General features: G+C 72.4%; 27 protein-coding genes. 13 read left to right on the top strand and 14 right to left on the bottom strand.

Annotated features, from left to right (window positions below; genetic code table 11):
* Positions 1 to 2 precede the first annotated feature (2 nt).
* A complete protein-coding gene (locus BIU96_RS05440) occupies positions 3 to 1,106 on the bottom strand; it encodes a Gfo/Idh/MocA family protein (protein WP_071291599.1) in 1,104 nt (367 codons plus the stop codon).
* The gene (locus tag BIU96_RS05435; protein WP_071291598.1) at positions 1,103 to 1,903 is read right to left on the bottom strand and encodes a sugar phosphate isomerase/epimerase; all 801 of its coding nucleotides are present in this window, start codon (positions 1,901 to 1,903) and stop codon (positions 1,103 to 1,105) included. Before BIU96_RS05435 ends, BIU96_RS05440 begins: the two co-directional genes overlap by 4 nt.
* 115 nt (positions 1,904 to 2,018) lie before the next feature.
* Here BIU96_RS05435 and BIU96_RS05430 point away from each other — a divergent pair, with 115 nt between their 5' ends.
* The 6 genes from BIU96_RS05430 (at position 2,019) to BIU96_RS05405 (ending at position 7,651) form a co-directional block, all read left to right on the top strand.
* On the top strand, positions 2,019 to 3,227 hold the full coding sequence (locus BIU96_RS05430) for an MFS transporter (RefSeq protein WP_071291597.1): 1,209 nt from the start codon (positions 2,019 to 2,021) through the stop codon (positions 3,225 to 3,227).
* 76 nt (positions 3,228 to 3,303) lie between these two features.
* Positions 3,304 to 4,626, top strand: a complete 1,323-nt coding sequence (locus BIU96_RS05425) for a carboxylesterase family protein (RefSeq protein WP_071291596.1) — start codon at positions 3,304 to 3,306, stop codon at positions 4,624 to 4,626.
* A 68-nt stretch (positions 4,627 to 4,694) separates the two neighbouring features.
* The gene (locus BIU96_RS05420; protein ID WP_071291595.1) at positions 4,695 to 5,315 is read left to right on the top strand and encodes a TetR/AcrR family transcriptional regulator; all 621 of its coding nucleotides are present in this window, start codon (positions 4,695 to 4,697) and stop codon (positions 5,313 to 5,315) included.
* A gap of 73 nt (positions 5,316 to 5,388) precedes the next feature.
* On the top strand, positions 5,389 to 5,829 hold the full coding sequence (locus BIU96_RS05415; protein WP_071291594.1) for an NUDIX hydrolase: 441 nt from the start codon (positions 5,389 to 5,391) through the stop codon (positions 5,827 to 5,829).
* A gap of 279 nt (positions 5,830 to 6,108) precedes the next feature.
* Positions 6,109 to 6,780, top strand: coding sequence for a nucleoside/nucleotide kinase family protein (locus tag BIU96_RS05410; protein ID WP_254785981.1), 672 nt, complete (start codon positions 6,109 to 6,111; stop codon positions 6,778 to 6,780).
* A gap of 37 nt (positions 6,781 to 6,817) precedes the next feature.
* Positions 6,818 to 7,651, top strand: coding sequence for an SDR family oxidoreductase (locus tag BIU96_RS05405; protein ID WP_071291593.1), 834 nt, complete (start codon positions 6,818 to 6,820; stop codon positions 7,649 to 7,651).
* A gap of 13 nt (positions 7,652 to 7,664) precedes the next feature.
* Here the strand turns inward: BIU96_RS05405 and BIU96_RS05400 are convergent, their stop codons facing one another.
* The 4 genes from BIU96_RS05400 to BIU96_RS05385 form a co-directional block, all read right to left on the bottom strand.
* The gene (locus BIU96_RS05400) at positions 7,665 to 8,930 is read right to left on the bottom strand and encodes a CynX/NimT family MFS transporter (protein WP_071291592.1); all 1,266 of its coding nucleotides are present in this window, start codon (positions 8,928 to 8,930) and stop codon (positions 7,665 to 7,667) included.
* Positions 8,927 to 9,583 carry an HAD hydrolase-like protein gene (locus tag BIU96_RS05395; RefSeq protein WP_071291591.1) on the bottom strand — a complete coding sequence of 219 codons (657 nt, stop codon included), beginning with the start codon at positions 9,581 to 9,583 and terminating at the stop codon, positions 8,927 to 8,929. Before BIU96_RS05395 ends, BIU96_RS05400 begins: the two co-directional genes overlap by 4 nt.
* A gap of 70 nt (positions 9,584 to 9,653) precedes the next feature.
* Positions 9,654 to 10,349, bottom strand: a complete 696-nt coding sequence (nucS, locus tag BIU96_RS05390; protein WP_071291590.1) for an endonuclease NucS — start codon at positions 10,347 to 10,349, stop codon at positions 9,654 to 9,656.
* A gap of 10 nt (positions 10,350 to 10,359) precedes the next feature.
* A complete protein-coding gene (locus tag BIU96_RS05385) occupies positions 10,360 to 11,655 on the bottom strand; it encodes an MFS transporter (RefSeq protein WP_071291589.1) in 1,296 nt (431 codons plus the stop codon).
* A gap of 77 nt (positions 11,656 to 11,732) precedes the next feature.
* On the opposite strand from BIU96_RS05385, the gene BIU96_RS05380 reads away from it, so the two are divergent.
* The 3 genes from BIU96_RS05380 to BIU96_RS05370 all read left to right on the top strand — a co-directional run bounded on the left by BIU96_RS05380 (position 11,733) and on the right by BIU96_RS05370 (position 14,133).
* The gene (locus BIU96_RS05380; protein ID WP_071291588.1) at positions 11,733 to 12,866 is read left to right on the top strand and encodes a substrate-binding domain-containing protein; all 1,134 of its coding nucleotides are present in this window, start codon (positions 11,733 to 11,735) and stop codon (positions 12,864 to 12,866) included.
* Between the two features lie 229 nt (positions 12,867 to 13,095).
* Complete coding sequence (locus tag BIU96_RS05375) at positions 13,096 to 13,353, top strand: hypothetical protein (RefSeq protein ID WP_139199833.1); 258 nt, start codon at positions 13,096 to 13,098, stop codon at positions 13,351 to 13,353.
* Between the two features lie 249 nt (positions 13,354 to 13,602).
* A complete protein-coding gene (locus tag BIU96_RS05370) occupies positions 13,603 to 14,133 on the top strand; it encodes a hypothetical protein (protein ID WP_139199831.1) in 531 nt (176 codons plus the stop codon).
* Between the two features lie 90 nt (positions 14,134 to 14,223).
* Here BIU96_RS05370 and BIU96_RS05365 read toward each other — a convergent pair whose 3' ends face one another.
* From BIU96_RS05365 to BIU96_RS05355, 3 genes are all read right to left on the bottom strand, one after another.
* Entirely contained in the window at positions 14,224 to 15,396 is a 1,173-nt protein-coding gene (locus tag BIU96_RS05365; RefSeq protein WP_071291585.1) for a lipopolysaccharide biosynthesis protein, read from the bottom strand.
* Positions 15,397 to 15,446: 50 nt separating this feature from the next.
* Positions 15,447 to 16,757: an MATE family efflux transporter gene (locus tag BIU96_RS05360; RefSeq protein WP_071291584.1), complete on the bottom strand. Its 1,311-nt coding sequence runs from the start codon at positions 16,755 to 16,757 to the stop codon at positions 15,447 to 15,449.
* 180 nt (positions 16,758 to 16,937) lie between these two features.
* The gene (locus tag BIU96_RS05355) at positions 16,938 to 18,275 is read right to left on the bottom strand and encodes a uracil-xanthine permease family protein (protein ID WP_071291583.1); all 1,338 of its coding nucleotides are present in this window, start codon (positions 18,273 to 18,275) and stop codon (positions 16,938 to 16,940) included.
* Positions 18,276 to 18,373: 98 nt separating this feature from the next.
* On the opposite strand from BIU96_RS05355, the gene BIU96_RS05350 reads away from it, so the two are divergent.
* The 3 genes from BIU96_RS05350 to BIU96_RS05340 are packed head-to-tail and all read left to right on the top strand — an operon-like array spanning position 18,374 to position 22,766.
* The gene (locus BIU96_RS05350; protein ID WP_071291582.1) at positions 18,374 to 19,807 is read left to right on the top strand and encodes a hypothetical protein; all 1,434 of its coding nucleotides are present in this window, start codon (positions 18,374 to 18,376) and stop codon (positions 19,805 to 19,807) included.
* 38 nt (positions 19,808 to 19,845) lie between these two features.
* Positions 19,846 to 21,810, top strand: coding sequence for a M13 family metallopeptidase (locus BIU96_RS05345; protein WP_071291685.1), 1,965 nt, complete (start codon positions 19,846 to 19,848; stop codon positions 21,808 to 21,810).
* Complete coding sequence (locus tag BIU96_RS05340) at positions 21,810 to 22,766, top strand: serine hydrolase (RefSeq protein WP_071291581.1); 957 nt, start codon at positions 21,810 to 21,812, stop codon at positions 22,764 to 22,766. The genes BIU96_RS05345 and BIU96_RS05340 overlap by 1 nt, the downstream gene beginning before the upstream one ends.
* A gap of 16 nt (positions 22,767 to 22,782) precedes the next feature.
* Here the strand turns inward: BIU96_RS05340 and BIU96_RS05335 are convergent, their stop codons facing one another.
* From BIU96_RS05335 to BIU96_RS05325, 3 genes are read right to left on the bottom strand one after another with little or no spacing between them, the layout of a single operon-like run.
* Positions 22,783 to 23,625: an aminoglycoside phosphotransferase family protein gene (locus tag BIU96_RS05335; protein WP_254785979.1), complete on the bottom strand. Its 843-nt coding sequence runs from the start codon at positions 23,623 to 23,625 to the stop codon at positions 22,783 to 22,785.
* A gap of 60 nt (positions 23,626 to 23,685) precedes the next feature.
* Positions 23,686 to 24,105 (bottom strand): GNAT family N-acetyltransferase, encoded by a 420-nt coding sequence (locus BIU96_RS05330; protein ID WP_071291580.1) that lies wholly within the window; start codon positions 24,103 to 24,105, stop codon positions 23,686 to 23,688.
* Positions 24,102 to 24,761 (bottom strand): DUF4232 domain-containing protein, encoded by a 660-nt coding sequence (locus BIU96_RS05325; protein ID WP_071291579.1) that lies wholly within the window; start codon positions 24,759 to 24,761, stop codon positions 24,102 to 24,104. The genes BIU96_RS05330 and BIU96_RS05325 overlap by 4 nt, the downstream gene beginning before the upstream one ends.
* 105 nt (positions 24,762 to 24,866) lie before the next feature.
* On the opposite strand from BIU96_RS05325, the gene BIU96_RS05320 reads away from it, so the two are divergent.
* On the top strand, positions 24,867 to 25,142 hold the full coding sequence (locus BIU96_RS05320) for a hypothetical protein (protein ID WP_071291578.1): 276 nt from the start codon (positions 24,867 to 24,869) through the stop codon (positions 25,140 to 25,142).
* Positions 25,143 to 25,145: 3 nt separating this feature from the next.
* Here BIU96_RS05320 and BIU96_RS05315 read toward each other — a convergent pair whose 3' ends face one another.
* A complete protein-coding gene (locus tag BIU96_RS05315; protein ID WP_302847720.1) occupies positions 25,146 to 25,550 on the bottom strand; it encodes an NUDIX domain-containing protein in 405 nt (134 codons plus the stop codon).
* A 23-nt stretch (positions 25,551 to 25,573) separates the two neighbouring features.
* On the bottom strand, positions 25,574 to 26,905 hold the full coding sequence (locus BIU96_RS05310) for a glutamyl-tRNA reductase (RefSeq protein ID WP_368072966.1): 1,332 nt from the start codon (positions 26,903 to 26,905) through the stop codon (positions 25,574 to 25,576).
* Positions 26,906 to 26,947 lie beyond the last annotated feature (42 nt).

Below are 26,947 nucleotides of genomic sequence, written 5' to 3'. Positions count from 1 at the left end.
CCCTACGCGGTGAGCACCGCGGCGGCCGGGTCGAAGTCCTCCGGCAGCGGTGGGACCCGGTCCACGGTCGACGTGATGTCGACGGCGGAACCGGACTCGGCGGCGTCCCGGATGCCGAGCAGCACGTCGAGCACGTGCAGCGCGACCGCACCGGACGCGCGCTCCGGACGGCCTTCGGCGATCGCCCGAGCGAGCTCGACGACGCCGGTGCCCCGACCCCAGGTGGAGCCCACGGCCTCGAGCGTCTCGGGCTCGTCCTGCCCGTACCGCCAGAGCTGCGACGAGCCCTCGAAGGTGTTCGGGTCCGGCAGCGAGATCGTGCCGAGCGTGCCGTTGATCTCGACGAAGCCCATCCGCGGCAGCGCGTGCTGGAACGAGAACGTCGACTGGGCGGACTGCCCGCCGGCGAACTCGATCAGGGCGGCGTGGTGCGTGGGGACCTCCACCGGGAACGTCTCACCCGCGCGAGGACCGGACGCGATGGTCCGGCGCTCGAGCGACTTCGAGGACACGGCCTGCACGCGCGAGGCGGTGCCGAACGCGTGCACCAGTGTCGTCACGTAGTACGGCCCCATGTCGAACAGCGGCCCGGCGCCCTTCGCGAACAGGAAGTCCGGGTTCGGGTGCCACGCCTCGGGTCCGGGGACGTGGAACAGCGTCGTCGCGGAGAGCGGCTCGCCGATGTCACCGCGGGCGATGGCCCGGAGCGCCGTCTGGATGCCCGCACCGAGCACGGTGTCCGGGGCGGTCGCGACGCGCAGCCCCTTCTCCGTCGCCGATGCCAGCACGGCAGCGGCCGACTCGTGGTCGGTCGCGATCGGCTTCTCGCTCCAGACGTGCTTGCCCGCGTCGATGATCTGCTGGTCGACCTCGGCGTGTGCGGCCGGGATCGTCAGGTTGATCACGATCTGGACGTCGTCACGGGCGAGGAGCTCCTCGACGCTGCCCGACGCACCGACGCCGTAGGCGGACGCCTGGGCGGCCGCACGGTCGAGCAGCACGTCGGCGACGAAGCGGACTTCGACGTCGGCGAACTTCGTCAGGTTCTCCAGGTACTGCGTGGAGATGTTGCCGGCACCGATGATGCCGATCCCGACGCGGCTCACTTGTCGTTGGCCTTCAGCCACTCGAGCGACTCGGTGATGCCCTCGAAGACGTCGCCCTTGTACGCGTCGAACTCGACGACGCGGATGGCCTGCGGCGCCGCTGCGAGGATCGCGGCCACGTCGACGTCGCCCTGGCCGGCCGGGGTCTGGTTCTCGAAGGCGCGCTGCAGCGCCTCGGGGACGATGAGGGCGCTCTCGGACGAGGGCAGGGCGGTGCGGATGTCACCGTCGACCTTGCCGTCCTTGACGTGGATCGCGACGACGCGGTCGCCGAGGCCCTTCAGGACCGCGGGAGCGTCGGCGCCGCCGACGGTCGCCCAGAAGGTGTCGACCTCGAGGACGGTCTCGGGCGAGAGCTGCGACACGAAGAGGTCGTAGACGGTGCGGCCGTCGACCTTGTTCGTGAACTCCCACTGGTGGTTGTGGTACCCGAACTTCAGGCCGCGCGACGCGGCCTCGGCGGTGAGCTCGTTGACGCGCTCGGCGATCTTCGCGACGTCGTCGGCGGTCTGCCAGCGGTCGGTCGGGATGAACGGGTCGATGACGGTCTGGATGCCGAGGCGCTCGGCGGCGTCCCAGATCGGGGCGGTGTCGTCGGCGTCGATCACGGCGACGTGGCCGGACGGGGCCTTCAGGCCGGTGGCGGCGAAGGCGTGCTCGAGGTCGGCGGCACGCTCGACGAACGCGTAGGGCTCGACGTTCTCGTAGCCGATCTCACGGACGCGGGCGATGGCCTTGTCGAGGTCTTCGGCGACGGCGTCGCGCAGCGAGTACAGCTGCACAGAGGTGGTGGGCATTGCAGAGGCTCCTTCGGTCCTGACTGGGTGTCGCGGCCCGTCGAGGAGCGATGCTCCGCGGCGAGATCGGGTACGACGCTACCCCAGAAACCACCCGGTGTGTAGTTTTAGTCACATGACGACTCCGTCGGTCGACGTGGACCGCAGCCAGCTCGCCGGATGGCGGAACGCCGTCATCACCGCCTTCGCGATCGGCGGGGTGAGCCTGGCTGCCTGGGGCCCACGTCTCCCCGAGCTCCGCGTCGAACTCGGCGTGGACGTCGGCACGATCGGCCTCATGCTCGGCCTGGTCACCATCGGGTCGATCGGCGGGCTGCTCAGCGCGGCACCGCTCCTCCGCCGGCTCGGCAGCCGACGCGCGCTCACCGCGGTCGTCGTGCTGGTGCCCGCAGCGATCAGCGTCATCGGCACCGCGGCCGCCCTGCACTCCGCGCCGCTGGCGTCGGTCGGGTTCGTGATCGCCGGGGCCGGCATCGGTGCGCTGGACGTGATGGCGAACGTCGAGGGCACGGCCATCGAGGTGCTCGCGGGACGCACGCTGCTCCCGCTCATGCACGCCGCCTGGTCGGGAGGCGCGGCCCTCGGCGCCGGGATCGCCGCCCTCTGCGCGTGGCTGGGCATCACCCCGTCGGCCCAACTCCTCGGGGAGGCCGTCGTCATCCTGGTGGTCGGTACCGTCGCGATGCGCGGGATCCCGGACGGCAGCCGCGCCGAGGCGCCCGACACCACCCTCAGCCGCCGGCAGCGCCTCCGACAGTGGGCACGCGGGTGGGCCGACGTGCGGCTCCTGCTCATCGGTGTCGTGATGCTCGGCGTCGAGCTCGGTGAGGGGTCCGCGAACAACTGGCTCGCCCTCGCGGCCACCGACGGCCACGGGCAGACCGCGGCGGTGGGCGCGCTGTTCTTCACCGCCTTCGCGGTCTCCGAAGCGGCCACGCGCGTGTTCGCCGGACCGGTCGTCGATCGACTCGGCCGGGTCGCCACCATCCGCTGGACGACCGCCCTCGGCATCGTCGGTGCGGTCCTCTTCATCGTCGGGGACAGCTGGTGGCTGACGCTGATCGGTGTGGTGCTCTGGGCGGTCGGCGTCTCGATGGGCTTCCCCCTCGGCATGTCCGCCGCGGCCCAGAGCGGCCCGAACCCGGCCGCGCGCGTGAGCGTGGTCGCGTCGATCGGCTACTTCGCGAACTTCGCGGGTCCTCCCGTCGTGGGCGCGATCGCCGAGCACGTCGGCGCGCTGAGTGCGCTCTGGCTGGTCGCCGTCCTGTTCGTCGCGGCCTTCGCGGCGTCGGGTTCGCTGCGTCCGGTCACCCGACAGGACTGACGACCGCCGGGAGGCGCGGGGCGGCGACGACCCGCGCCTCCAGTCCGTCCCCTGGTCACCTCGGTACCGTGAGCGGATGCTCGACGCCGCCTCGCTGACCTTCGAACCACCCGCCGGACCCGTCACCGGCGTCGTCGACGGGAGCGTCGTCCGCGCCCTCGGGATCCCGTACGCGCGCGCCGAGCGGTTCGCGCCACCGGAGCCGATGCCGACGTTCACCGAGCCGTACCCGGCGACCTCGCCGGCGCCCGTCGCCCCGCAGCCGACGGCGCTGTTCGTCGACCAGCTGCTCCGGCCGGTCGAGGGCCTCGTCGTCGACGAGCACTGCCAGCGGTTGTCGATCACCGCGCCGGCCGACGTGCAGCCCGGCGAACGACTGCCCGTCATGGTGTGGATCCACGGCGGCTCGTACGTCATCGGCGGCGGCGACCTGCCCATCTACGACGCGCGCGACCTCGTGGCCGAACAGCGCGTCGTGTTCGTGTCGGTGACCTTCCGGCTCGGCATCCTCGGGTTCCTCGGCGACGGGGAGTCCGTCCCCGCGAACCTCGGACTGCTCGACCTGGCGGAGTCCCTCCGCTGGGTGCAGCGGAACATCGCGGCGTTCGGCGGCGACCCGGACCTCGTCACGGTGTTCGGACAGTCCGCCGGCGGGGACGCGGCCGCGCACCTCATGATCAGCTCGGGGACGGCCGGGCTCTTCCGGCGCGCGATCATCCAGAGCGCACCGCTCGGACTCTCGCGGGGTCGGGCGCGGATGAACCGGGCGATGACGAAGGCGATCGGCGCCGTGCACCCGGACACCCCGCTCGACGAGATGCTCGAACGACAGGCCGTCGCCACGAAGGCGGCCGCACCGTACGGCCTGGCCGGCGGGATGCCGTTCGGCACGCAGTACGGCCACGCGCCGCTGCCCCCGGAACGCGACCTCGACCGTGCGTGGAGCGCGGTCGCGCCGGACGTCGACGTCCTGATCGGCTCCGGCTCCGACGAGACGGGGATGTACGTCCCGCTCGTCCCGGTCCTCCATTCGGTCGCCAAGCTCCGCGCGGTGCGCCCGCTCCTGCGCTGGCTGGTCGTCCGCCCGTTGTCCGAGGTGATCTACGGACGCGATGCGCGACGGTTCGCGGAGCGACACCGGGCGGCGGGCGGTCGGGCGACCGCGTACCGACTGCACCGGGGCGTCACGACGAAGCCGACCGGAGCCGTGCACATGAGCGACCTGCCACTGCTGCTCGGCGGCCGCGAGGCCTGGGCCGGCACCCGGTTCGTGCCGGAGCGGGACTGGCCCGAGGTCGAACGGCGCGGCCGGGCCTTCCGGGCGATCTGGGCCGAGTTCGCGCGGACCGGCAAGGTCACCGCCGAGGACGACGAGACGCTGACGTTCGACCGCGGCTGACGGTCCGGCCGGACGCCCCCAGAACAGGCGGCTCGCGGGGCGGGCGTGCGGGCCGGAGAATCGACGGCATGTCCGAGTCCGATGCCGATCTGCGCGCCCGCGTCGTCACGGGCGCCATCGAGGCGTACCGCGCATCCGACTTCCACACCGTCGGTCCGGCCGAGGTCGCCGCGCACGCGGAGGTCACCGAGGCCGACGTCCACCGGGCGTACCCGTCGTGGGAGCTCCTCGTCGTGGCCGTGATGGACCGGTGGAACAACGGCAGCCGACGAGCCCTGTGGGTCGTGGCCGAACGCTCCGGCACCGTCGCATACCTGCGCGCCCGGCTCGAGGCGGGCCTCGACGAACCGGCGCTCGTCCGGCTCCGGACCGCGCTGCTCAGCGCCGCGTCGAACCCCGAGCACCCCGCCGCCGGCTGGTTCCGCGGCCAGTACACGAGCTCGTTCGACGACATCACCCTCGCGCTCGTGCGGGACGTGGTCGCCGGACGGGAGCCCCGGGGCACCTCGCCCCGGCACGCGGCCGAGCAGCTCGTCGCCCTGTACGAGGGACTCCAGCTGCAGTCGATGGTCCGCGACGACACCGACCCGCTGGCCGGCTTCGACCGCGCCGTCACGCGGATGCGCGTCGGCTGGGCGGCTGCCGCTGCCGCAACGCCCACGACGGGATCCGTCACGACGCTGTCCTGACCACGGCCGCCGCGACCGGGCGTGACCGGCGCGGCTAAGTCGTTCGGGATGGCCTTGCTGGCATGGTCGGCGGATGGAGTACACGGACTACGACACCCGGCTCGCCGCCTACGGCGTGATCACCGAGGGTGACCGCGTGCTCCTCGCGAAGCTCCGGTTTCCCGAGGCAGGCACCTGGACGCTGCCGGGCGGCGGTGTCGAGTTCGACGAGTCCGTCGAGCAGGCCGTGGTGCGCGAGATCCGGGAGGAGACCGGCTTCGAGGCCTCGGTCGGTGCGCTCCTCGGCGTCCGCCACCACATCGTGCCCGCCGAGCGTCGCATCCACGCCAACGGGCGGCCGATGAAGGCGGTGCAGGTCGTCTTCCGGGCTGCCATCACCGGCGGGTCGCTGCGGTCGGAGCTCGACGGGTCGACGGACGAGGCCGCGTGGATGCCCATCGCGGACCTGCCCCACCACCGGCACGGCCTGATCGTCCCGATCGCCCTCGGCTGGGCTGGCGCGCTCACCCGCTGACGCTCACCCGCTGACGCTCACCGTCCGTCGCTCACCCGGCGAGCAGACCCACGAACGGCGCCGGGAGGAGTGCGTGCGCGCGGTCGGACTCGCCGGCAGCGGCCGTCGCGTCGTGCTCGGCATCGTCGGAGCTGCAGTGCTCCGGTTTTCCGCGATGTCGGATCCGGACGGCAGAAGCCGGGGATCGCGGTCCGGATCCGACATCGCCACGAAGTGGTGTCGTCGCCCGTGACGCCCGGTGCCGGGAGCCCCGTCGGTCGGCTCTGCCAGGATGAAGGCGTGACCGCGCCCGAGATGTCCGTCGACGAAGCGGTCGCTCGCGCGGTCGAACTCGCCGGCAGCGGCCGTCGCGTCGTGCTCGGCATCGTCGGAGCACCGGGCGCCGGCAAGTCCACCCTCGCCCGACGGATCGTGGTCGCGGTGGACGACGCCCTCGGCGCCGGGACGGCGGTGCAGGTGCCGATGGACGGCTTCCACCTGTCGAACGCCGCCCTCGACGCGCTCGGCCGCCACGACCGCAAGGGCGCGATCGACACCTTCGACGCCGACGGCTACGTCGCCCTGGTCCGCCGGCTCGTCGACGGAGCACCCGACGGGCCGGTCGACGGAGCACCCGACGGGCCGGTCGTCTGGGCGCCCGACTTCGACCGTCGCGTCGACGAGCCCGTCGCCGGCAGCATCCCCGTCCCCCCGACGGCCCGGTTGGTGGTGTCGGAGGGCAACTACCTGCTCGACGACACGGCCCCGTGGTCGGCGCTCCCGGATCTCTTCACCGAGACGTGGTTCTGCGCCGTCGACGACACGATCCGGGTCGACCGGCTCGTCGGCCGGCACATGCGGCACGGACGCGACCACGAGGCGGCCCGCCGCTGGGCGGTGGAGGTCGACGGCGTGAACGCGGCGAGGGTCGCGCGTACGGTGATCCGTGCCTCCAGGACGGTCCGGACGTGACCACACGTCCGGTGGACCCGACAGATCAGGAGCGACCATGACCATCGCACTCACCGGCGCGACCGGCAACATCGGCGGGGCCGTCGCACGCGCGCTCGCCGCGGACGGCGTGCCCTTCCGCATGATCGTGCGGGACGCGTCGCGCGCTCCGGAGCTCCCCGGGACGGAGGTCGCGGTGGCGACCTTCGCCGACGCCGAGGCGAGCCGGGCGGCACTCGAGGGCGTCGACGTGCTGCTGATGGTCTCCGGCGCCGAGGCCGAGGACCGTCTCGCGCAGCACCGCACCTTCGTGGGCGCGGCGGCGACGGCCGGCGTGCAGCACGTCGTCTACACGTCCTTCACGGGCGCCGCGGCCGACGCGACCTTCACGCTCGGCCGCGACCACTGGGCGACGGAGGAGGCGATCCGCGCCACCTCGATGGCGCACACGTTCCTGCGGGACGCCTTCTACCTGGACTTCGTCGAGGACCTGGTCGGCGAGGACGGGGTCATCCGCGGACCGGCGGGCGACGGGGCGATGGCGGCGGTCGCGCGTGCCGACGTCGCGCGCGTCGCGACCGAGGTGCTCCGGAACCCGGCAGCCCACCTCGACCGGACGTACGAGCTGACCGGCCCCGCGGCGATCACCCTCGAGCAGGCGGCGGCGATCGTCTCCGAGGTGCGCGGCCGGACGGTCACCTACCACCCGGAGACCCTCGACGAGGCGTACGCGTCGCGCGCGCAGTGGAACCCCGAACCGTGGCAGGCGGACGCCTGGGTGAGCACCTACACGGCGATCGCCGAAGGTGCGCTCGCGCGGGTCTCCGGCGACGTCGAGCGGGTGACCGGGCGTCGGCCGCTGTCCCTGCGCGAGGTGCTCGAGCAGGGCTGACGAGCGACCTTCGCTACGACACGCGTCGCGCGGCGAACGTGCCGACGACGCCGAGGACCAGCACCGCGCCGAGGACGACGAGCAGCGGCGCCGTCCAGTCGCCGGTCGCCCCGTGCAGCGACCCGGCGACGAGCGGCCCCGCCGAGCCGAGCAGGTAGCCGCCGCCCTGCACGAACGCCGACATCCGCCGTGCGTCCGCGTCGCTCGAGACGATCCGGACGATCACGATGAAGATCACCGTGATGCCGCCGCCCTGGGCTGCTCCGCCGAGCACCGACCACAGGAGCCAGAGCTGCGGGGCGAAGAGCAGGCCGAGCGGCATCGCGAGCCAGAGGAACGCAACGAGGGCGATGATCGCGCGCGGTCGCCACTTCGCGGCCAGGATCGGCACGCCGAGCGCCCCGACGACGGCGAGGATCTGGAACACCGACGAGCTCGCGCCGGACGACGCCTTCGAGAAGCCGATCTCGTCGTGCAGGAGCGTCGGGATCCACGCGGTGAGCGCGTAGTACGAGAAGGCCTGCCCGCCGAACGCCAGCGTGAGGCCCCAGGTGATGAGGCGGCGTGCGGGACGAACGGGCTCCGAAGCGACCTGCGCGGCACGGACGGTCCGGATCGCTCCGGTGTCGAGCACCTGGTCGATCGGCCCGGTCACGGGGAGCGGTTCCTCGGCGGCGGCGCGGCTCGGGCGCATCCAGGCGGCCCGTGCTCCGACCGCGGACGTCCACGCGACGCCGGCGATGACGGCGAACACCGCCCAGACCGCGATCGCGACCGGCCAGCCCCACGCTGCGGCGATCGGTGCGGTGCCGAGCGAGGTGATCATCGATCCGACGTTGAGCGCCGACGTGTAGACGCCGGTGACCAGGCCGACGCGCTCGGGCGAGGTATCCCGGCGGATCACCACCGGGATCACCACGTTGCCGATCGTGATGCCGATGCCGATGACCGCGGTGCCGATCAGCAGCGCGGCGGCCGAGGGCATCGACCGGACGACCGTACCGACGAGCACGATGACGAGCGACAGGGAGACGGCGCGTTCGGGGTCGGCCTTCGCGATCACCCAGCTGGCGAACGGCGTCGCGAGGGCGAAGCACAGCACGGGGATGGTCGTCAGCAGGCCGGCGATCGTGGCGGTCAGACCGAGGTCGGCCCGGACGTCGCCGATCACCGGAGCCGTCGCGACGATCGGCCCGCGGAAGTTCAGCGCGATGAGGACGATGGCCGCGGGCAGGAACCACGCGGCACCGCGCAGGCCCGTCGAGACGGTGCGGGTCACGGCAGCAGGATCGGCAGCAGGTCGAGCGGTGTCGCCGCGGTGGCGATCGTGCCCGCTGCCTCGGCCGGGGAGCCGTAGCCCCACTCGGCGAAGACGACCGGCACGCCGTGCACCGTGGCGCCCTCGACGTCGTGCAGCCGGTCCCCGACGAGGACCGGACGCGAGATGTCGAAGCCGCGGGCGTCGAGGCGCTTCAGGGCCTCCTCGACGACGTCGGCCTTCGAGCTCCGGACCTCGTCGTCGCTCGCCCCGGTGATGATGTCGATGTCGCCGGTGAGCCCGTAGTGCTCGAGGATGTAGGTCGCCGGGGTCTCGGGCTTGCTCGTCGCGGTGGAGATCGGCAGACCGGCCTGGTGCAGCGTCCGCAGCACGACGTCGATCCCCGGGAACATCTCGGAGTCGAGCGCGCCGTGCGAGAAGTAGTGCTCGCGGTAGACGGCGAGAGTGTGCTCGGCCTGCTGCTCGTCCATGCCCATGGCGGTCTTGAACGTGTCCATGATCGGCGGACCGACGAACGACATCAGGGTGTCGTGGTCGGGCACCGGCACGCCGACCTTGCGGAACGTGTACGTGAGGCTCTCGAGGATGCCCGGAGCGGAATCGCTGATGGTGCCGTCGAGGTCGAAGAGGATGGCGCTGAACGGGCTGGTCATGTCCTCCCCACCCTATCTGCGCGGTGCCGAGCCGACGTGGCGGAGTCGACCCGCGCCTCCAGGCCCACCCTCAGAACAGGCGGGTGTGTCCGCCCTCGATGCCGCGCATCGCGTCGTAGTCGAGCACCAGGACGCGGATGCCGCGGTCCTCGGCGAGGGTGCGCGCCTGCGGCGCGACCGTCTGCGCGGCCAGCACGCCCTGCACCGGACGGAGCAGGGGGTCGCGGTTCATCAGCTCGAGGTACCGGGTGAGCTGCTCGACCGCGTCGATGTTGGCGTTGCGCTTCATCTCGACCGCGACGCTCGCCCCGGCGTCGTCGCGCGCCAGGATGTCGACCGGACCGATGGCCGTCATGTACTCGCGGCGGACCAGGGTGTGGCCGTCGCCGAGCAGCTCGATCTGCTCGGCCAGGAGCTGCTGCAGGTGCGCCTCGACCCCGTCCTTCACCAGGCCCGGGTCGACGCCGAGATCGTGGGTCTCGTCGGACACCACCTCGTACAGGGACACGATGAGCTTGTCCTGCGTCTTCTTCTGCGTGACCGTCCACACCTGCGTGATGCCGGCGCTCGACTGCTCGTCATCCGGCTCGGTGATCTCGATCGAGCACGGCGGGCTCATCCAGTTGAGCGGCTTGTAGCTGCCGCCGTCGGAGTGCACGAGCAGCGAACCGTCGGCCTTCAGCATGAGGAGACGGGTGGCGAGCGGCAGATGGGCCGACAGCCGACCGGCGTAGTCGACGGAGCAGCGGGCGATGACGAGACGCACGCCGGGAAGCCTACCTTCGGTCGGCGGTGCGGTCGGCCTGGAGGCGCGGCTCGCCCCCGTCGTCGGCGTCGCGTCCCCGTCGGGTCGGCCTGGCGGCGGCGCCGGTCTCACGTGCGGCTCCGGACGCCAGTCCGGCCGCGATGATGAAGACGAACACGACGAGCAGCGCACCGAGGAGCCCGATCTGCTCCCCGAGGAACCCGATGATGGGCGGGCCGGCGAGGAACGCCACGTAGCCGATCGTCGCGACCGCGCTGACCTTGAGCGCGGCGGTGCGCGGGTCGTCGGCCGCGGCAGACATCCCCATCGGGAACCCGAGGCTGGCGCCGAGGCCCCAGAGCACGACGCCCACGATCGCGAGCGGCACGTTGTCGATGAAGATGAGCATGCCGAGGCCGACCACCGCGACGGCGGCGCTGATCCGCAGGATCGGGACCCGGCCGAACTTGTCGATGAGCGGGCTGCCGGCGACGCGACCGACGGTCATCGCCGCCAGGAAGACGGTGAGCACGGCGGCGCCCGCGGCGTTGTCGAGCCCGTGGCCGTCGATCATCGCGAGCGGCAGCCAGTCGTTCGCAGAGCCCTCGGCCAGCGCCATGCCGAGCACGATCACGCCGATGAGGATCGTGGACGGCTGCGCCCACACCTGCCAGCGGGTGACCTGCGTCGGCACCGGACTGGTGTCCGTGGCGGTGTGCTCGGCGTCGGCGAAGCGGTGCTCGTCCTGGAACGCTCGGACCGCGACGAGCATGACGGCGCTGGTGACGACCACGAGGACGATGAAGTGCCACGCCACGGGGATCTCGAGGGCCTCCGCCAGGGCTCCGAGGCCGGCCCCGGCGAGCGTGCCGAGGCTGAACGCGGCGTGGAACAAGGGCATGATCGTGCGCCCGCCGGCCTTCTCCGCCGCAGCGCCGGAGACGTTCATCGACACGTCGCACAGGCCGTTGCCGAACCCGAACGCGATGAGGGCGATCCAGATCGCGGCGAAGCCCCAGCCGAGCGTCACCGCGATGCCGGCGAACACCATGCCGACCGCCAGGCACGCCGCGGCGACCTGCACACCCCGACGGGCTCCGAGCTTCGCGACGATGTGCCCGGCGAAGGTCAGACCGCCGATGGAGCCGACCGCCATGCCGAGCACGAGCAGGCCCATCTCGAAGGTGCTCGCGCCGAGGGCGTCGCGGACGCTCGGGATCCGGCCGAGCCACGTCGCGATGTCGAGCCCGGACAGCGTGAACACGACGAACACCGCGATGATCCAGGCCCGTGTCGTCGGGGTGGTGCGGGCGGACGTCGTCGTCATGCTGATCCCATCGTGCTGTGCGTGTCGTTCGGTGGTCGAATCGATTCGACCGTTCGTTCCGGTTACGCTAACGGGCGATGGACGAACCGGCAACAGCACCCGGCGCGTCGCCTTCCCGCGGCGGCGTCGCACGTCCGCCGCGCCCGACCCTGGCCGCGGTCGCCCGTGCTGCCGGTGTCGCGCCGTCGACGGCCTCGCTCGCCTTCAGCGGTCTCGGCCCGGTGTCCGAGGACGCCAAGGCCCGTGTCCTCGCCGCCGCCGCCGAGCTCGGGTACGGCGGCCCCGATCCCCGTGCTCGTTCCCTGCGCCGCGGTCGCTCCGGCGTCATCGGTGTGGTGATGGACGAGCGTCTCAGCGACGCGTTCCGCGACCCGGTCAACGTCCTCACCCTCGACGGCATCGCCGAGGTCGCCGGAGCCGCCGGTGTCTCGCTGCTGCTCGTCCGCAGTCCGCTCGACGACGAGCACGGCGCCGGTCCCATCGTCGACGCCCCGATGGACGCCGTCGTGCTCGTCGGGTGCAACGTCCGGATCGACCCCGCCGTCGCTGTCCTCCGACGTCGGCAGATCCCGGTCGTCGCGATCGAGGCGGACGAGATCGAGGGCGCCGTGCCGATCCACCTCGACAACCGCGAGGCCTCGCGCCGAGCCGCCGCCTACCTGCGCGACCTCGGGCACACCGCGGTGACCATCGTCGCGCTCCCGTTCGATGCCGCGCGGCGTCGGGGCCCGGTCGACGCCGAACGCGAAGCCGCCGGTGTCGCCCACACCACGCTCGAACGCCTTCGTGGCGTGCGCGGCGTCTACCCGGAAGCCGTCGCGATCGAGACCGCAGGGAGTTCGGTGGAAGAGGGTCGTCTCGCCGGCACGGAGCTCTTCGCACCGGACGGCCCGCGCCCCACCGCCGTCATCGCCCAGAGCGACCTGATCGCCGTCGGGGTGATCTCGGCCGCGCTCGTCGCCGGGCTGCGGGTACCCGAGGACGTGAGCGTCGTCGGGTTCGACGGCATCACGGTGGACGACAGCCTGCTCCACCGGACGCCGATCCGGCAGCTCACGACGCTGGTGCAGCCGTTCGAGCAGAAGGGCCGCGCTGCCGCTCGTGCCGCGCTCGCAATGCTCGAGGGGGACGAGCCGGTGCCTGCGGCGTTCCGGTCCGAGCTGCGGATCGGGGACACGACGGGGCCGGTGCGGGAAACCGAGCTCCGCTGACGCCCGGGCCTGCCGGTCATCGATCCGAGCGCGCAGGGTTGCAGGCGTACAGTCATCGGTATTGTGTATTGCAGCGGTCAACGTCAGGATGTTGGTCATCCGGCGAGTGGTGCCGGGGACCGAAGGAGATCACAATGGCGCCGTTCACCGCTCGTCCGCCGGCGAGGACTGCGATCGCAGTCGGCGTGGAGACGCTCGGTAGCACCGCAGTCCAGCAGAAGTGCTTCTCGTGAAGCCGTACCGCCCCGCGATCGTGACGATCTGCGGGCTGGCGGCAGCCATCATCGCCTTCGGCCTGTTCGGGCCGGTCTTCGCCGGCATCATCGCCCTGGCGACGCTCTGCTCCGCCGCGTTCGGCACCAGGATCATCGGGAACGCGTCGACCGGAGGGGTCGGCGATGTGGACCCCGCGGAGGTTCGGCGCTACCGCGAAGAGCACCCCGGAGCGACCATCACCGAAGGGATCGCCAGTGTCGCGCGTCGGTAGCACGTCCTGGGCTGATGAACAGCCCAGGACCCCGGAACCGCTCGTACGGATCGAGAAGCGGTTCCGGGGTCCCGCTCCGAGGTGTGGCTCTCGGCGGACGCGGCGCGACGATTCGCCCGAACTCGTCACGGTCGACCGCGCCGGCGCCTGTACGGTGCCGAGCAGGGTGTTGTGCCGAACTGGTCGACGTCGAGGCCGGGCGCCGAGAGAGTGCCCTCGGTTCCGGTCCGGTGGCACGCGGCGTCGAAGGTGGTGATTGCGCCGCCCGGGGCGACGGACCACGCGGGACCGCCGGCCGTCCCGGAGGCGACGATCGCGAGCACGCGACTCCTGATCCCGACGCTGTCCGGCAGGTTCGGCGACGAGACTCGCGGCGGTCGGCGCTTCGACGCGATGCCCGGGCTCCACCTCGCACTCGCCGAGCCGATCATGGTCGACGCGCACCTGACCCTGCAGGACGAGACCGAACTGGTCTGCGAGGTGCCGGTCCCGGCGGTCGAGGCGGCCGTGGTGCTGAAGGCGTACGCCTGGTCGGATCGGTGGGCGCAGACCACGAGGGACACGATCGACCTCTCGAACCTCTTCCACATTCTCGACGCGCACGGCGCGGAGGCGGTCGGCGGATGGAGTCTGCACCATGAGGGAACGACGGGTGCGCGAGGTGACGCGTCTCGGATCCTGCTCTCGCTGGCGATGAAGCTCCGCGCACGACGAGCGGCGGCGCCAGCGATCGACACCCGGAAGCTCGAGGTGTTGATCCGTCGCTGGGTGAGGGCCTGACCGGTCAGGCGTTCACCGGCCGTCGAGCCCCGTGTTTCCTGACCAGGCCTGACCGGGTACCCCCGCGGACGCCCACCATGTGCAGAGGAATCAGCCCCGCCGCACCCCGAGCCCCACCACCGCAACCAGGTTCACCGCACTCCCCACCAAGAAGCCCGTGGTCCCGCCCACGACACCCGCGACGGGTCCGAGTACCGCCATGAGCCCAGCGCCGACGACGAACCCGGCGACCGAGGCAAGGGCGACCTGGCGTGAGCGTCCAGCGGCTAGCAGCAACGCTGCCGGCACGAGCCCGACGGTGAACACCCACACCGCGACCATCAGGTACCGCAGGTCCGCGACGGCAGCGGCACCCTCGGCGGGGTAGACGATCGGCAGGAACCACCCGGCGAGCAGGGCGACCAGGCCGAACACGACGGCGGATGCCGCAGCGAACCCGACGACGAGCAGCAGCGCTCCGCGGGAGCGCAGCGATCCGCCATCGGTCCGGTGCGCGAACGCCGGTACGAGCACCTGCCCCAACGCCTGCCCGAGCATCGATGCCGGCGTCGCCAGGGTGAAGGCGGCGGCGTAGACACCGGCGTCGTGCGCCGACGACGTCACCTGCGCCGAGATCATCGTCAGCTGCAGCAACCCGTTCGAGGTCACCACGGCCAGCACGTTCCACGCTGCGAACCCGAGCACCCCGGCAGCGGGTTCGTGCGAAGCCGGAGAGAAGCCGTTGCCCCGCGGCCAGCACGCGATCGCGAACACCGTGTACCCGATGGCCAGGGGCAGCAGAACGAAGGGCTCGAGGCGGGCGACGCACGCCACCACGAGCAACCCGAGCGCCAGCACGCTCGTCACGGAGTCCCAGAGCGCGACCCGCGGGGCCCGGTCGTAGCCGAGCTGCGCGCCGCGGGCGTAGCAGTAGAGGCCGTAGCCGACGATGACCGCGGCACCACCGAGCACCATCCCGGGGCCGTTGCCCCAGGCCAGCGCGATCGGCACGGTGACCGCCGCGAGCACCACGCTCGAGACCAGCATGGACACCCCGAGCAGCCGGTTCACGGAGGCATCGGACCGCCGACCCCGCAGTGCGATCGCCAGGAACCGTGACGCGGTGTTGCCCGCGGCGTTCGGCCAGAGCAGGGCGACGAACACCGAGAGCGACAGCAGCGCGGTGGTCTGCCCGAGGGTCTCGGTCCCGAACACCCGCCCGACGACGACGGTCACGAGCAGCTTCGCGACGCCCTGCACGCCGATGCCGACCGTGGCGAGCACGGCCGACGAAGCCACCGAGGATGACGGCGCCGCAGAAGCAGCAGACCCGCTCACCGCGCCAGGGCCTGTTCCACCCAGCCGCGCCGGTGCGCCCGCACCCCGAGCGTCGCCGCCCGGACCCCGATGTACCCGAGGGCGAACGCCGCCCACAGCCCCGCGAGCGTCCCACCGGCCCACCAGAGCAGCGGCAGGTAGACGACGAGGTTCAGGCCTCCGGCGATGGCCAGGTACCGCGCGTCCCCGGCGCCGATCAGCACCCCGTCGAGCACGAAGACGTACCCGGCGACGGGCATCCCGACGGCGATGAGCACCAGCACGACGGGCAGGGCGTCCCGCACCGCCCGCGAGTCCGAGAACACCGGACCGAGCACCCCGCTCACCGCCAGGGTCAGCACCCCGAGCACGACTCCGCCGGCGATCCCGAGCAGCACGAGCCGTCGCGTCACCAGTCGCACCCGCTCCGGGTCACGTCCGCCGAGTCCGTGCCCGACGAGCGCCTGCCCGGCGATCGCCAGGGCGTCGAGCGCGAACGCCAGCGTCGAGAACACCGTCAGCCCGACCTGCGTCGTCGCCAGCCCGGTGGTCCCCAGCCCGGCAGCGGCCCCGACGGTCGCGAGCATCGCGATCCGCAGCGACGCGGTCCGCAGGAACAGCCATGCCCCCGACCGCAGGGCCCGTGCGACGCCCGAGGCGCCGGGTCGCAGCGGCGCCCCCGACGACCGAGCTGCGCGCACCGCGATGCGCACGTAGACGACGGCCATCGCCCACTGCACGATGACGGTGCCGGCGGCGGATCCCTCGACGCCCCAGCCGGCACCGTAGATCAGGACGGCGTTGAGCAGCCCGTTCGCGACGAACCCGATGGTCGCGACGACGAGCGGGGTCTTCGTGTCCTGCAGCCCACGCAGCAGCCCGGTCGAGGCGGTCACGACCAGGATCCCGGGCAGCCCGATCAGCGAGACGGTCAGGTACACCGTCGCGGCGGCCGACACCTCGGCCGAGGCGCCGAACAGGTCGACAAGCGGTCCGGCGAGCGGCCACCCGACCAGTGCCAGCACCACCCCCAGCACGAGCGCGAGCCACATCCCGTCGATGCCCGCGTGCACGGCTCCGCGACGGTCGCCACCACCGAGCGCCCGCGCCACGGCCGGGGTCGTCGAGTACGCCAGGAACACCAGCAGCCCGGTCACCGTCGACAGCACGGCACTCGCGAGCCCGACGGCCGCCAGCGGCGTCGCCCCGAGGTGCCCGACGAGCGCGGTGTCGGTCAGCAGGAACAGCGGCTCGACCACGAGCGCTCCGAGCGCGGGCACCGCCAACCGCACGATGTCGCGGTCGACCGCGCGCCGCTCAGCGTTCACAGCGGGTCGCGTCGGTCGGTGCACCGACCCATTCTGTCGGCGATGCCGACCCGTCGTCGCCGGGCGGGGTGGGCGCGACCCCGTGACGGACTGGAGGCCCGTGGCCGTGTCCGCCACGGGCCTCCAGTCCGGTGGTCCCACGTCGTCAGGCCGGACGCGCGTTCCGCCCGACCGGTCGCGTCAGTCGGCGCGCGGTTCCGCGGGGACGGCGCCGGTGGCGGCGTGTGCGGGGTCGGCGATCTCGGTCGAGGGCTCCTCGGTGCCGCGGGCACGGCCGATGACGTCCATCACGTGGAAGACGACGATCGCTGCGATGGTGCCGACGATGATGCCGCTGAAGCTCGCCTGGCCGAAGCGGAACGTGAAGTCGGCGATGCCGATGATCAGGGCGATTCCGGCCGTCAGCTGGTTCTTCGGCTTCGAGAAGTCGACGCGGTTCTCGACCCAGATCCGGATGCCGATGACACCGATCAAGCCGTAGAGCGCGGTGGTGGCGCCGCCGAGCACGCCGGCCGGCACCGAGGAGATGACCGCACCGATCTTCGGCGACAGGCCGAGCAGGACTGCTGCGATGGCGGCGACCCAGTAGGCGGCGGTGGAGAAGACGCGGGTGGCGGCCATGACGCCGATGTTCTCGCCGTAGGTGGTGGTGGCGGAGCCGCCGCCGACGCCGGCCAGCACGGTCGAGACGCCGTCGGCGAAGAGGGCCCGGCCGGTGAGCGGCGTGAGGTCACGACCGGTGAGCTGCCCGACGCCCTTGACGTGGCCGACGTTCTCGGCGACGAGCGCCAGCACGACCGGCACGAAGGCCAGGTAGATCGCGATCTGACCCGGATCGAAGGCAGGGGCGGTGAACTCGGGCAGACCGATCCACTTCGCCTCGCCGACCTTCGAGAAGTCCACCTGCCCGCCGATGAGTGCCGCGACGTACCCGATCAGCACGCCGATGACGATCGACAGCCGACCGATCAGCCCCTTGAACAGGACGGTGACGAGGATGATCGCCGCGAGGGTGATCACCGCGACGACGGGGGCCTTCGTGAAGTTGTCCCGCGCGGCCGGCGCGAGGTTGAAGCCGATCAGGGCCACGATCGCGCCGGAGACCACCGGGGGCATCAGCCGGTCGATCCACCCGGCGCCGGCCAGGTGCACGACGAGTCCGACGATCGCGAGCAGTGCGCCGACGACGATGATGCCGGACAGGGCGAGCGGGATGCCGCCGATCTTCGTGGCCGCGCCGATCGGAGCGATGAACGCGAACGACGACCCGAGGTAGCTCGGCAGCCGGTTGCCCGTGATGAGCAGGAACAGGATCGTGCCGATGCCGCTGAACAGCAGGGTCGTCGACGGCGGGAACCCGGTGAGCAGCGGCACCAGGAACGTGGCGCCGAACATCGCGACCACGTGCTGCACGCCGAGCCCGATCGTCCGGGGCCAGGTGAGCCGTTCGTCCGGTGCCACGATCGTCGTCGCCGAGACGGTCTTGCCGTCCCCGTGCAGCTTCCACGGAAGTCCCATGCGACGACCGTACCGGCACACCAGCGCGGGTGACGGCACGTGGTGACGCGGCTCCCGCCACTGGTATACGGTGTGTGGAGTTCTACCGGAGGAGTCCCATGCGCGAGCCGTCCAACCCCGTCCGATCGGGCCGTCGCGCCCTGGCGACCGTCGCGGTCGCCGCCGTCGCACTGTCGCCGCTCGCCGCGGCCTCTGTCGCCGTGGCGGCACCCCCGTCCTCGTCGCCGACGTCCGGGTCGGGGAAGACGATCCCGGCCGCGGACTTCACCGCCGGTGTCCGCTCGATCGACCATGGTCTGGGCATCGTCACCGTGGGCGGCACCGGCCCGGTCGGCGGGAGCATCGGCATCGCCGGTGACGGTGTGGAGACGAAGTGGACCGAGGTCGGTCCGGGCGGCTCGTGGACGGCCGCGATCCGCGTGGGGCGGGGTGAACGGGTCGTCCGCGTGACGTCGCAGGTTTCCGGATCCGTCATCGACCTGCCGGTGGAGCTCCTGACGCTGACGCCGCCGAGCATGCGGGCCACCGTCGACGGCATCGGACGCACGATCCGCATCGACGGTGACGGGCACCCGAAGGCGCACATCGTCGTCAAGGACAACGGCACCACCGTCGGCGAGACCGACGCGGACGCCGACGGACGGTGGTCCGCCTCGCTCCGCGCGCTCGCGTTCGGGCAGCACCACGTCGAGGCCTTCCAGTACTTCGACGGCACGCAGAACGGCGGCGTCGACGAGGTCTACACGATCTCCGGTGCCCCGGTCGTCACAGAAGCGGCGGCATCGCGCGAGACCGAACGCGTGGCGCTCGCCGGCCGTGCCCCCGCCGGCACGAGCCTGCGCTTCTCCGACCAGGACGGCCCGGTGCTGGACACCGACGGACACCCGCTGACGGTCACCGCCGGTCCGGACACCCGTTGGCACGCGCAGGTGCCGTTCCCGCTCACCGCGCGGTTCCACGAGATCACCGTCACGACGTACGACGGGTCCGTCGCGCTCGGCACGACCCAGGCACGGGTGACGGTGCCGATCGCGCTCACCGGGCACGCCGAGACCCTCCCGGACGGCTCCGTGAAGCTCTCCGGCACCGGCGAGGCCGGCGGTGTGGTCGCACTCGAGGACGACCACGGTGATCCGGTCACGAGCGCGGACGGCCACCCGATCGCCACCACGACCACGCACGGTTGGGAGCTCGTCGTCCCGCGCGCGGTCCTGCCCGCCGACGTCGTGGTCGCACGGCAGCGGATCGACGGCGTCGAGCAGGGAGCCGTCCGCCTGGTGCTGCCGAAGCTGCCGGTCCGTCCCGCGCCCGACCCCGTCGACGTCCCGGACGCGGGGGTGTCCGTCGGCACGCACCCGGCCGCGCAGCACCTCGCCGCCGGACGGATCAGCGTGGGGGCGACGAAGCAGCTCGCGTACACCGGCGACGACCCCAGCCTGCCGCTCGGCGTCGGCGCCACGCTCCTCGCGCTCGGGCTCACCGGGCTCGGCGTGGCCCGGTTCCTCCGACGCCGCGGAGCGCACCGCCGCTGACACCCTCGATCAGGGTGGCGGTGGCTATCGTGGACCGCATGACCGACGTCGCACGCACCTCCGGCATCCACACCGACGAGCTGGACGCCGAGGTCCGCCCGCAGGACGACCTGTACCGCCACGTGAACGGCTCCTGGATCGACGCCACACCGATCCCCGACGACAAGGCGCGGTACGGCTCGTTCACGGTGCTGGCCGAGGCCGCCGAGCTCGCCGTGCGGGACATCATCGAGCGCTCGCAGCTGGCGGCACCGGGGACCGAGGAACGGAAGGTCGGCGACCTCTTCACCTCGTTCACCGACGAGGAACGGCTCGAGGCCCTCGGCACCGCGCCGATCGAGCCCCTGCTCGCCGACATCACCGCGATCGAGTCCGTCGACGAGGTCGTCCGGATGGTCGGACGCTTCGAGCGCATCGGCCTGCCTAGCTTCCTGCAGCTCTTCGTCGACAACGACCCGGGCGACCCGGAGTCCTACGTCGTCTTCCTCGAGCAGTCCGGCCTCGGCCTGCCCGACGAGTCGTACTACCGCGAGGAGCGCTTCGCCGACATCCGGACGAAGTACCGCGAGTTCGTCGCCGCGATGTTCCCGCTCGCCGGGTTCGCCGACGGAGGGGAGCGCACCGACAACGTGATCGCCCTCGAGACCGCGCTCGCCGCCCGGCACTGGGACAACGTCACGACCCGCGACAGCCAGAAGACCTACAACAAGCTGTCCTGGGCCGAGGTGGCGGCGCTCGCCGCGGACGTCCACCTGCAGCACTGGTGGGAGTCGATCGACGCCCCCGCCGGCGCCTTCCAGACGGTCGTCGTGCGCGAGCCGTCGTTCATCACCGGGCTGTCCGAGCTGCTCCACGGCGAACCGCTCGAGATGTGGAAGGACTGGCTCCGCTGGCAGGTCATCCGCGGCTCCGCGGCCTACCTGACGAGCACGTTCTCGGCCACCAACTTCTCGTTCTACGGCACCGCACTGACCGGTGCGCCCAAGCAGCGCGAGCGCTGGAAGCGCGGCGTCTCCCTCGTCGAGGGTGCGATGGGCGAGGCCGTCGGGCGCATCTACGTGCAGGAGCACTTCGACGAGACCTCGAAGGCGACGATGGACGACCTCGTCGCCAACCTCGTCGAGGCGTACCGGCAGAGCATCACCGCCCTCGACTGGATGACCGACGAGACCCGTGCGCGTGCGCTCGACAAGCTCGACAAGTTCACGCCGAAGATCGGCTACCCGGTGAAGTGGCGCGACTACTCGGCGCTGCCGGTGTCCGCCGACGACCTCATCGGCAACGTCCGGGCCGTCGCGAGCTTCCAGGTCGACCGCGAGCTCGGCAAGATCGGCAAGCCGATCGACCGCGACGAGTGGTTCATGACCCCGCAGACGATCAACGCGTACTACAACCCCGGGTTCAACGAGATCGTGTTCCCCGCGGCCATCCTGCAGTTCCCGTTCTTCGACGCCGGCCGTGACGCCGCCGCGAACTACGGGGCGATCGGCGCCGTCATCGGGCACGAGATCGGGCACGGCTTCGACGACCAGGGTTCGCAGTACGACGGCGACGGCCGGCTGCAGAACTGGTGGACCGAGGCGGACCGTGCCGCGTTCGAGGAGCGCACCAAGGCCCTCATCGCCCAGTACGACGCGCTCGTGCCGACGGAGGTGCCGGACGGCCACGTGAACGGTGCCCTCACCATCGGTGAGAACATCGGCGACCTCGGCGGCCTCTCGATCGCCTGGAAGGCGTACCTGCTCTCGCTCGAGGGCCAGGAGCCGCCGGTGGTCGACGGCCTGACCGGTGCCGAGCGGTTCTTCCTGAGCTGGGCACAGGCATGGCGGATGGCGATCCGTCCGGAGGAAGCCGCGCGCCTGCTCAGCATCGACCCGCACTCGCCGAACGAGTTCCGCTGCAACCAGGTGGTCCGCAACATCGACGGCTTCTACGACACCTTCGGCGTGACCGAGGGGGACGCGATGTACCTCGACCCGGCCGAGCGCGTCGCGATCTGGTGATGACCGAGCCCGACGCGGCTCCGTCGTCGGAGCCGGGAGCGGCTCGACGGTCGCGTCGACGACAGCACGCCGGCGGCGCCGACGGTCGTCCGCACGGTCGCCACCGCGGGGGTGCGGACGACCACTTCGCCGCCACCCTGGAGGCGCTGGGCACGCTGGCCAGGGACGGTGCGTCCGTCAGTGCCTCCGTCATCGACACCTCGACCGGCAAGGCCCTGCTCGCCGTCGACGACACCCTCGTCCAGCCCGTGGCGAGCCTCGGACGGGTGCTGCTGCTCGTCGAGGTCGCCGCGCGCCTCGAGGACGGTGGCCTGCACGGCGATCGGCTGCAGCGGATGGCCCGGGACACCGCGACCGGTGCCGGGCTGTGGCAGTTCCTGCAGGAGCCGACCATGCAGGTGCCCGACCTCGCGACGCTGGTCGGGGCGAACGCCGACGCCTGGGCGACCAACGCGCTGCTGTCGACGGTCGGGATCGACGCCGTCCGCGAGCGTGCCGAGTCGCTGGGGATCGAGCGCACCGCCCTCATCGACCGGGTGCGCGACCGCCGTGGGCCGGACGACGCCCCGGACACGTCGGTCGCGCCGACGGGCGAGCTCAGCTGGCTGATGCGCGGGCTCGCGCTCGGCGAGGTCGTCGACGAGGCGGTGTCGAACCGGGTGCTCGGATGGCTGTCGCTCGCGAGTGACCTGAGCCTCGTCTCCGGTGCCTTCGGGCTCGACCCGCTGGCGCACCGGGCGCTCGACCACGGGCTGCAGGTCGTCTCGGTGACGGGGTCGAGCACGGGCGTGCGAGCCGAGGCGGGCATCCTCCGGGGGCCCGGCTCGTCCGTGAGCTACGCGGTGACGGTGACCTTCGACGACGCCTCGCTGCAGCGTCGGCTCGCGGTCATCGAGGCGCTGCGGACGATGGGCACCGAGGTGCTCGAGGCCGTGCACGCTCCCGCGCGACGCTGAGTCGGGCAGCGCTGCGTCACCGGGCGATCCGGCCACCGATCAAGGTGTCGACCCACGCGTCGAAGCGCTCGCGGAGCAGCCGCGCGTCGATCTCCGGGCGTCCGATCCCGGCGTAGTTCGGCGCCCACGTCTCCACGTACGTGTCGGCACGGGCCGCGGCGACGACGTCCCAGGCGTGCACGTCACGGACCCGGCGGCCGGATGCTCCCTCGTAGGCCGCGAGGAACCGCTCGGCGGCCTCGGGAGCCCCGAGGAGCACGAGGTCCTGCCGGCACCACGCGAGGTCGACACCACGCGGTGCCGAGCGGGCGCCCGACCAGTCCACGACGCCGGTGAGCCGGTCGCCGTCCCAGACGGTGTTCCCGCTCCAGAAGTCACCGTGGGTGAGCACGCGGTCGAGGTCGGCCTCGCGCCACGCCTCCTGCGCGACGGCAGCCAGGCGACCGGCGCGGTTCGTCGGCTCGCGGTCCTCGTCCGGCAGCCCGGTCGGGTCCAGCCGGTGGATCGCCGCGAGGGCGACACCGAGCTGTTCGCCGATGACGACCGGGTCCAGGGTCGGTGCTGGTGCCGCGCCCGGGACGGCCTCGGTCACGATGACCCCGAGTCCGTCGAGGTCGCCGTGGGCCAGCTCGGCCGGTGCCAGGCGACCGAGGGGACCCAGTCGGGCGAGCACCGCCAGCTCGCGGGCGACCGAGTCATCGCCGCATGGGAACATCCGCACCACGACGCGCTCGGCGTCGTCGGTGGCGAGCAGCGTCCGGGCGTGCTGCCCACCGGTGAGTTCGCGGACCAGGGTCAGCGGCCGTCCGAGCAGGCGTGCGGCGGCGTCGACGAGGTCCGGTGTGGTGGGCTGGGACACGGCGACGAGCGTACTGTCACCGGCGACCCCGAGTCCTGACCGGACACCGCCGGCGCCGCTTCAGCGCAGCAGGACGAACGACCGCAGCGGCGCAGGAGCCACGTCGTGCACCTCGGTGAACCCGCGCGACTCGTAGAACGCACGCTGCCCCGGCTCGGCGTCGGTCAGCAGCACGGTCTGCCGGACGCCCGCGTACCGCGCGAGCACGGCGTCCAGGAGCGCGCCGCCCACCCCGCCGCGCTGGTGTGCCGGGCGGACGAGCAGGTCCTGCACGTACGCGATCGTGACCCCGTCGGACACGGTCCGCACCAGCCCGACGAGCGACCCGGCATCGGTCCGCGCGGTGAGGACGAGGTGCGAGCCGGCGACGGCGTCGACGAGGGCGTCCGGTTCACGCGTGTACGCGCTCCACCCGACGGCGTCGTAGAGGTCGACCAGCTCGTCCCGACCTGGCCGCTCGTCCGCGATGGTCGTCGTCAATCGGCAGCCTGGCCCTCGGGCACGAGCCCCTGCACGGTCAGCACGGTCACGTCCGTCGAGCGGCAGGCCGTGTACTCGGTGGCGGCCACGAACAGCGACTGCTTCGACCCGGGCGGGTAGACGCGGAACCCGTCGGGGGAGACCGGGTCGCACTGCCCGGCCGGGTAGTTCTGCGCGTTCGTGATCTGGAGCGGCGCGACCGCCTGCTGCCCGGCGGCGAGCGTCACGGTGGGGTGGGCCGAGGCCCGGTCCTGCTTCGCCGCGTTGCCGAGCTGGGTGCCGTTGGTGTCCCCGACGAAGGAGACCCCCGGCCAGCCCTGCAGCGTGCAGGTCGTCGAGCCGGTGTTCCGCAGGACGAGGTGGACGTACGTGCTCCCGGCGGCACCGCCACTGCCGGCCTCGATGCTGCCCGCGAGCGACGTCGCGGCGCACGCGCTGCCTCCACCGCCGGAGGCCGAGGGCGCGCTGGCGGCTGACGACGCCGAAGCAGCGGGGCTCGACGCCGAGGAGGACGGCTCGGACGAGGGCGATGCCGTGACCGTCTCGGTGGCCGTCGCGGTCGGGGTCCCGTCCCCACCCGACGAACAGCCGGCGAGCAGGGCCGCGGCGACGATGCCGGTGCCGAGGAGGACGGAGATCCGCGTGCGTTGTTGCATGATCCAACGCAATCACCGCCCCGGGGTACACGACTCGGCCGACGTCCAGCCGTCACGAGCACACTCCGGTGCACGCGCGCGAGCGCTCGAGCAACGGAGGTCGACATGGCAGGCAAGCACGAACAGGCACGCGGCGACGAGGGCCGGTCGGACGGCGTCGAGCCCCGCGCCGGAGCCTTCACGGACAGCGAGATCCCCGGCGAGACCCCTGCGGGCACGAACGAGCCCGCGGGTGAGTTCGTCTCGAGCGACATCCCCGGAGAGGTCCGTCCGGACGGCGGCGACGGCGAGGGCGAGTACGTCGAGTCGGACATCCCGGGCGAGGTGGAACCCACCCCCGACGGCGAGGTCGGCCACTACACGGACCGCGACCAGGCCTGATCGCTAGTCGATGAGCTCCGCCGCCACCAGGCGGCGGAGCGTCTCCACGCCCGCCGGCGGGCACCGGTCCGCGTCCGCGGAGGTGACCCACTCGACCTCGTCCACCTCGGCCGAGGCGACGGGCGTGGCGGAGTCCAGCGTGCCTCCAGGCCGCACCAGGAACAGCGCCATCGCGACCATCGTTCCAGGTGCCTGCCCGTGGGCGGGCTCGGTGACCGTGCCGAACGCGTCGACGTCGTCGGCCGTCAGCCGCAAACCGGTCTCCTCGCGCGCCTCGCGGATCGCAGCCTCGACGTCGGTCTCGTGCGGTTCCGCCTTGCCGCCGGGCAAGTAGAGGACGTCACGCGCTCGCGCGCGGACCATCAGGACACGTCGGTCGCGCACCAGCAGCAGCGCACTGACGCGCAGGGTGGGTGGGACGGCCGGGAGGCTCAGCTCGCGTCCGCCTCGTCGGCCCGGTCCGTGACGGACCGTTCGGGCGCGGTGCGCTCCGCGAGCGGCACGACGGGCGCAGGCAGCTCCGCCTCCGGCTCGGGACGCACCCCGAAGACCGCGTCGAGCGCGCCGACGAACTCCTCGCCGCGACCCGCGCGGCCGAGCTCACGAGCGCGGACGGACGGTCGGTGCAGCAGGACGCCGACCAGGTGCCGGAGCGCACGCTCGGTCTGCTCGACGGACTCGCCGTCGGCGTCACCTCGGCGCTTCGCGCGGTCGATCTCGTCGTCGAGGATGTCGAAGACGTGCTTGCGGAAGGCCACGAGTGCCGGCGTGGTGGACTGCTCGAGCGCCTGGGCGCGGAACCGGGAGACCGCGTCGTCGACCATCGCGCGGGCCTCGGACTCGGCGTTCAGCTCGGCGACCGGCGCGTGGATGCTGATGGTCTCGAGGTCGAGCAGTTCGACGCCGTCGACGTCGGCGGCGTCCGGCGCGACGTTCCGGGGGAGGCCGAGGTCGATGACGATGCGACGGATGCCGTCGTCGAGGTCGGCGGGTCCGACGACGGGGACCTCGCTCGACGTGCAGGTGATGACGACGTCGCTCGTCGCGATCGCCTGGCGGAGGTCACGGGCGGCGACGAGGTCGTGCTTGGCGGCGAACCAGGGCGCGCGGCCCGAGGGGGAGAAGACCTGGATGTGCGCGGCGCCGCGGTCGCGGAGGGCGGCGATCGTCGTGGCGGCGTAGCTGCCGGTACCGACGAGGAGCACGTGGGCCTGACCCCAGTCGGTGATGCGGGACGACGCGAGCTCGAGGCCGAGGCGCACGAGCGAGCGGCCGGCGGCGCCGATGCGGGTGCGGGTCTTCACGCCGCGGGAGGTGTGCGCCGCCTCTTGGAAGAGGCGCTCGAGGTCGGAGGTGGTGGTGCCGTTGGAGCGGGCGTCCTCGAGGGACCGGCGGACCTGCCCGGAGATCTCGGTCTCGCCGACGACGACGGACTCGAGGCCACTCGACACGGCGAAGAGGTGCTGCACGAGGTCCTCGCCGCCGAGCACCTGCACGGAGTCGATGACCTCGGCGGGGTCGAGGTCGCTGGCGGCGGCGACGGCATCGACGGTGGCCGAGACGGCGGAGTCGCGGTCGTCGCCCGCGATGTCGAGGTAGGCCTCGAAGCGGTTGCACGTGGCGAGGACGACGGCTCCGTCCAACACGTCGGAGTCCGTCACGAGACGGCTCGCGGCGGTCGGTGCGCCGATGCTCAGTCGCTCCAGGAGGTCGAAGCTGGCGTTGCGGTGCGACGCCGTGAGACAGATGAGCACGTCTTCCATGGTAACTCGCCTCGGCTCCGACTCACGTTCGCATCGTGCGTG

The sequence above is a fragment of the Curtobacterium sp. MCBA15_008 genome (assembly GCF_001865065.1).
Lineage (GTDB): Bacteria > Actinomycetota > Actinomycetes > Actinomycetales > Microbacteriaceae > Curtobacterium.
Note: the sequence above shows the minus strand (reverse complement) of the source record. Positions and strands in the feature narration are given on the sequence as shown.

Bases quoted from the DNA above. Each gene is read 5' to 3' on its own strand.
- BIU96_RS05420 (WP_071291595.1), top strand. From the start codon at position 4,695: ATGTCCGAGTCCGATGCCGATCTGCGCGCCCGCGTCGTCACGGGCGCC.
- BIU96_RS05395 (WP_071291591.1), bottom strand. From the start codon at position 9,583: ATGACCAGCCCGTTCAGCGCCATCCTCTTCGACCTCGACGGCACCATC.
- BIU96_RS05405 (WP_071291593.1), top strand. From the start codon at position 6,818: ATGACCATCGCACTCACCGGCGCGACCGGCAACATCGGCGGGGCCGTC.
- BIU96_RS05325 (WP_071291579.1), bottom strand. From the start codon at position 24,761: ATGCAACAACGCACGCGGATCTCCGTCCTCCTCGGCACCGGCATCGTC.
- BIU96_RS05425 (WP_071291596.1), top strand. From the start codon at position 3,304: ATGCTCGACGCCGCCTCGCTGACCTTCGAACCACCCGCCGGACCCGTC.
- BIU96_RS05415 (WP_071291594.1), top strand. From the start codon at position 5,389: ATGGAGTACACGGACTACGACACCCGGCTCGCCGCCTACGGCGTGATC.
- BIU96_RS05310 (WP_368072966.1), bottom strand. From the start codon at position 26,905: ATGGAAGACGTGCTCATCTGTCTCACGGCGTCGCACCGCAACGCCAGC.
- BIU96_RS05430 (WP_071291597.1), top strand. From the start codon at position 2,019: ATGACGACTCCGTCGGTCGACGTGGACCGCAGCCAGCTCGCCGGATGG.
- BIU96_RS05355 (WP_071291583.1), bottom strand. From the start codon at position 18,275: ATGGGACTTCCGTGGAAGCTGCACGGGGACGGCAAGACCGTCTCGGCG.
- BIU96_RS05385 (WP_071291589.1), bottom strand. From the start codon at position 11,655: ATGACGACGACGTCCGCCCGCACCACCCCGACGACACGGGCCTGGATC.
- BIU96_RS05350 (WP_071291582.1), top strand. From the start codon at position 18,374: ATGCGCGAGCCGTCCAACCCCGTCCGATCGGGCCGTCGCGCCCTGGCG.
- BIU96_RS05380 (WP_071291588.1), top strand. From the start codon at position 11,733: ATGGACGAACCGGCAACAGCACCCGGCGCGTCGCCTTCCCGCGGCGGC.
- BIU96_RS05340 (WP_071291581.1), top strand. From the start codon at position 21,810: ATGACCGAGCCCGACGCGGCTCCGTCGTCGGAGCCGGGAGCGGCTCGA.
- BIU96_RS05320 (WP_071291578.1), top strand. From the start codon at position 24,867: ATGGCAGGCAAGCACGAACAGGCACGCGGCGACGAGGGCCGGTCGGAC.
- BIU96_RS05435 (WP_071291598.1), bottom strand. From the start codon at position 1,903: ATGCCCACCACCTCTGTGCAGCTGTACTCGCTGCGCGACGCCGTCGCC.
- BIU96_RS05345 (WP_071291685.1), top strand. From the start codon at position 19,846: ATGACCGACGTCGCACGCACCTCCGGCATCCACACCGACGAGCTGGAC.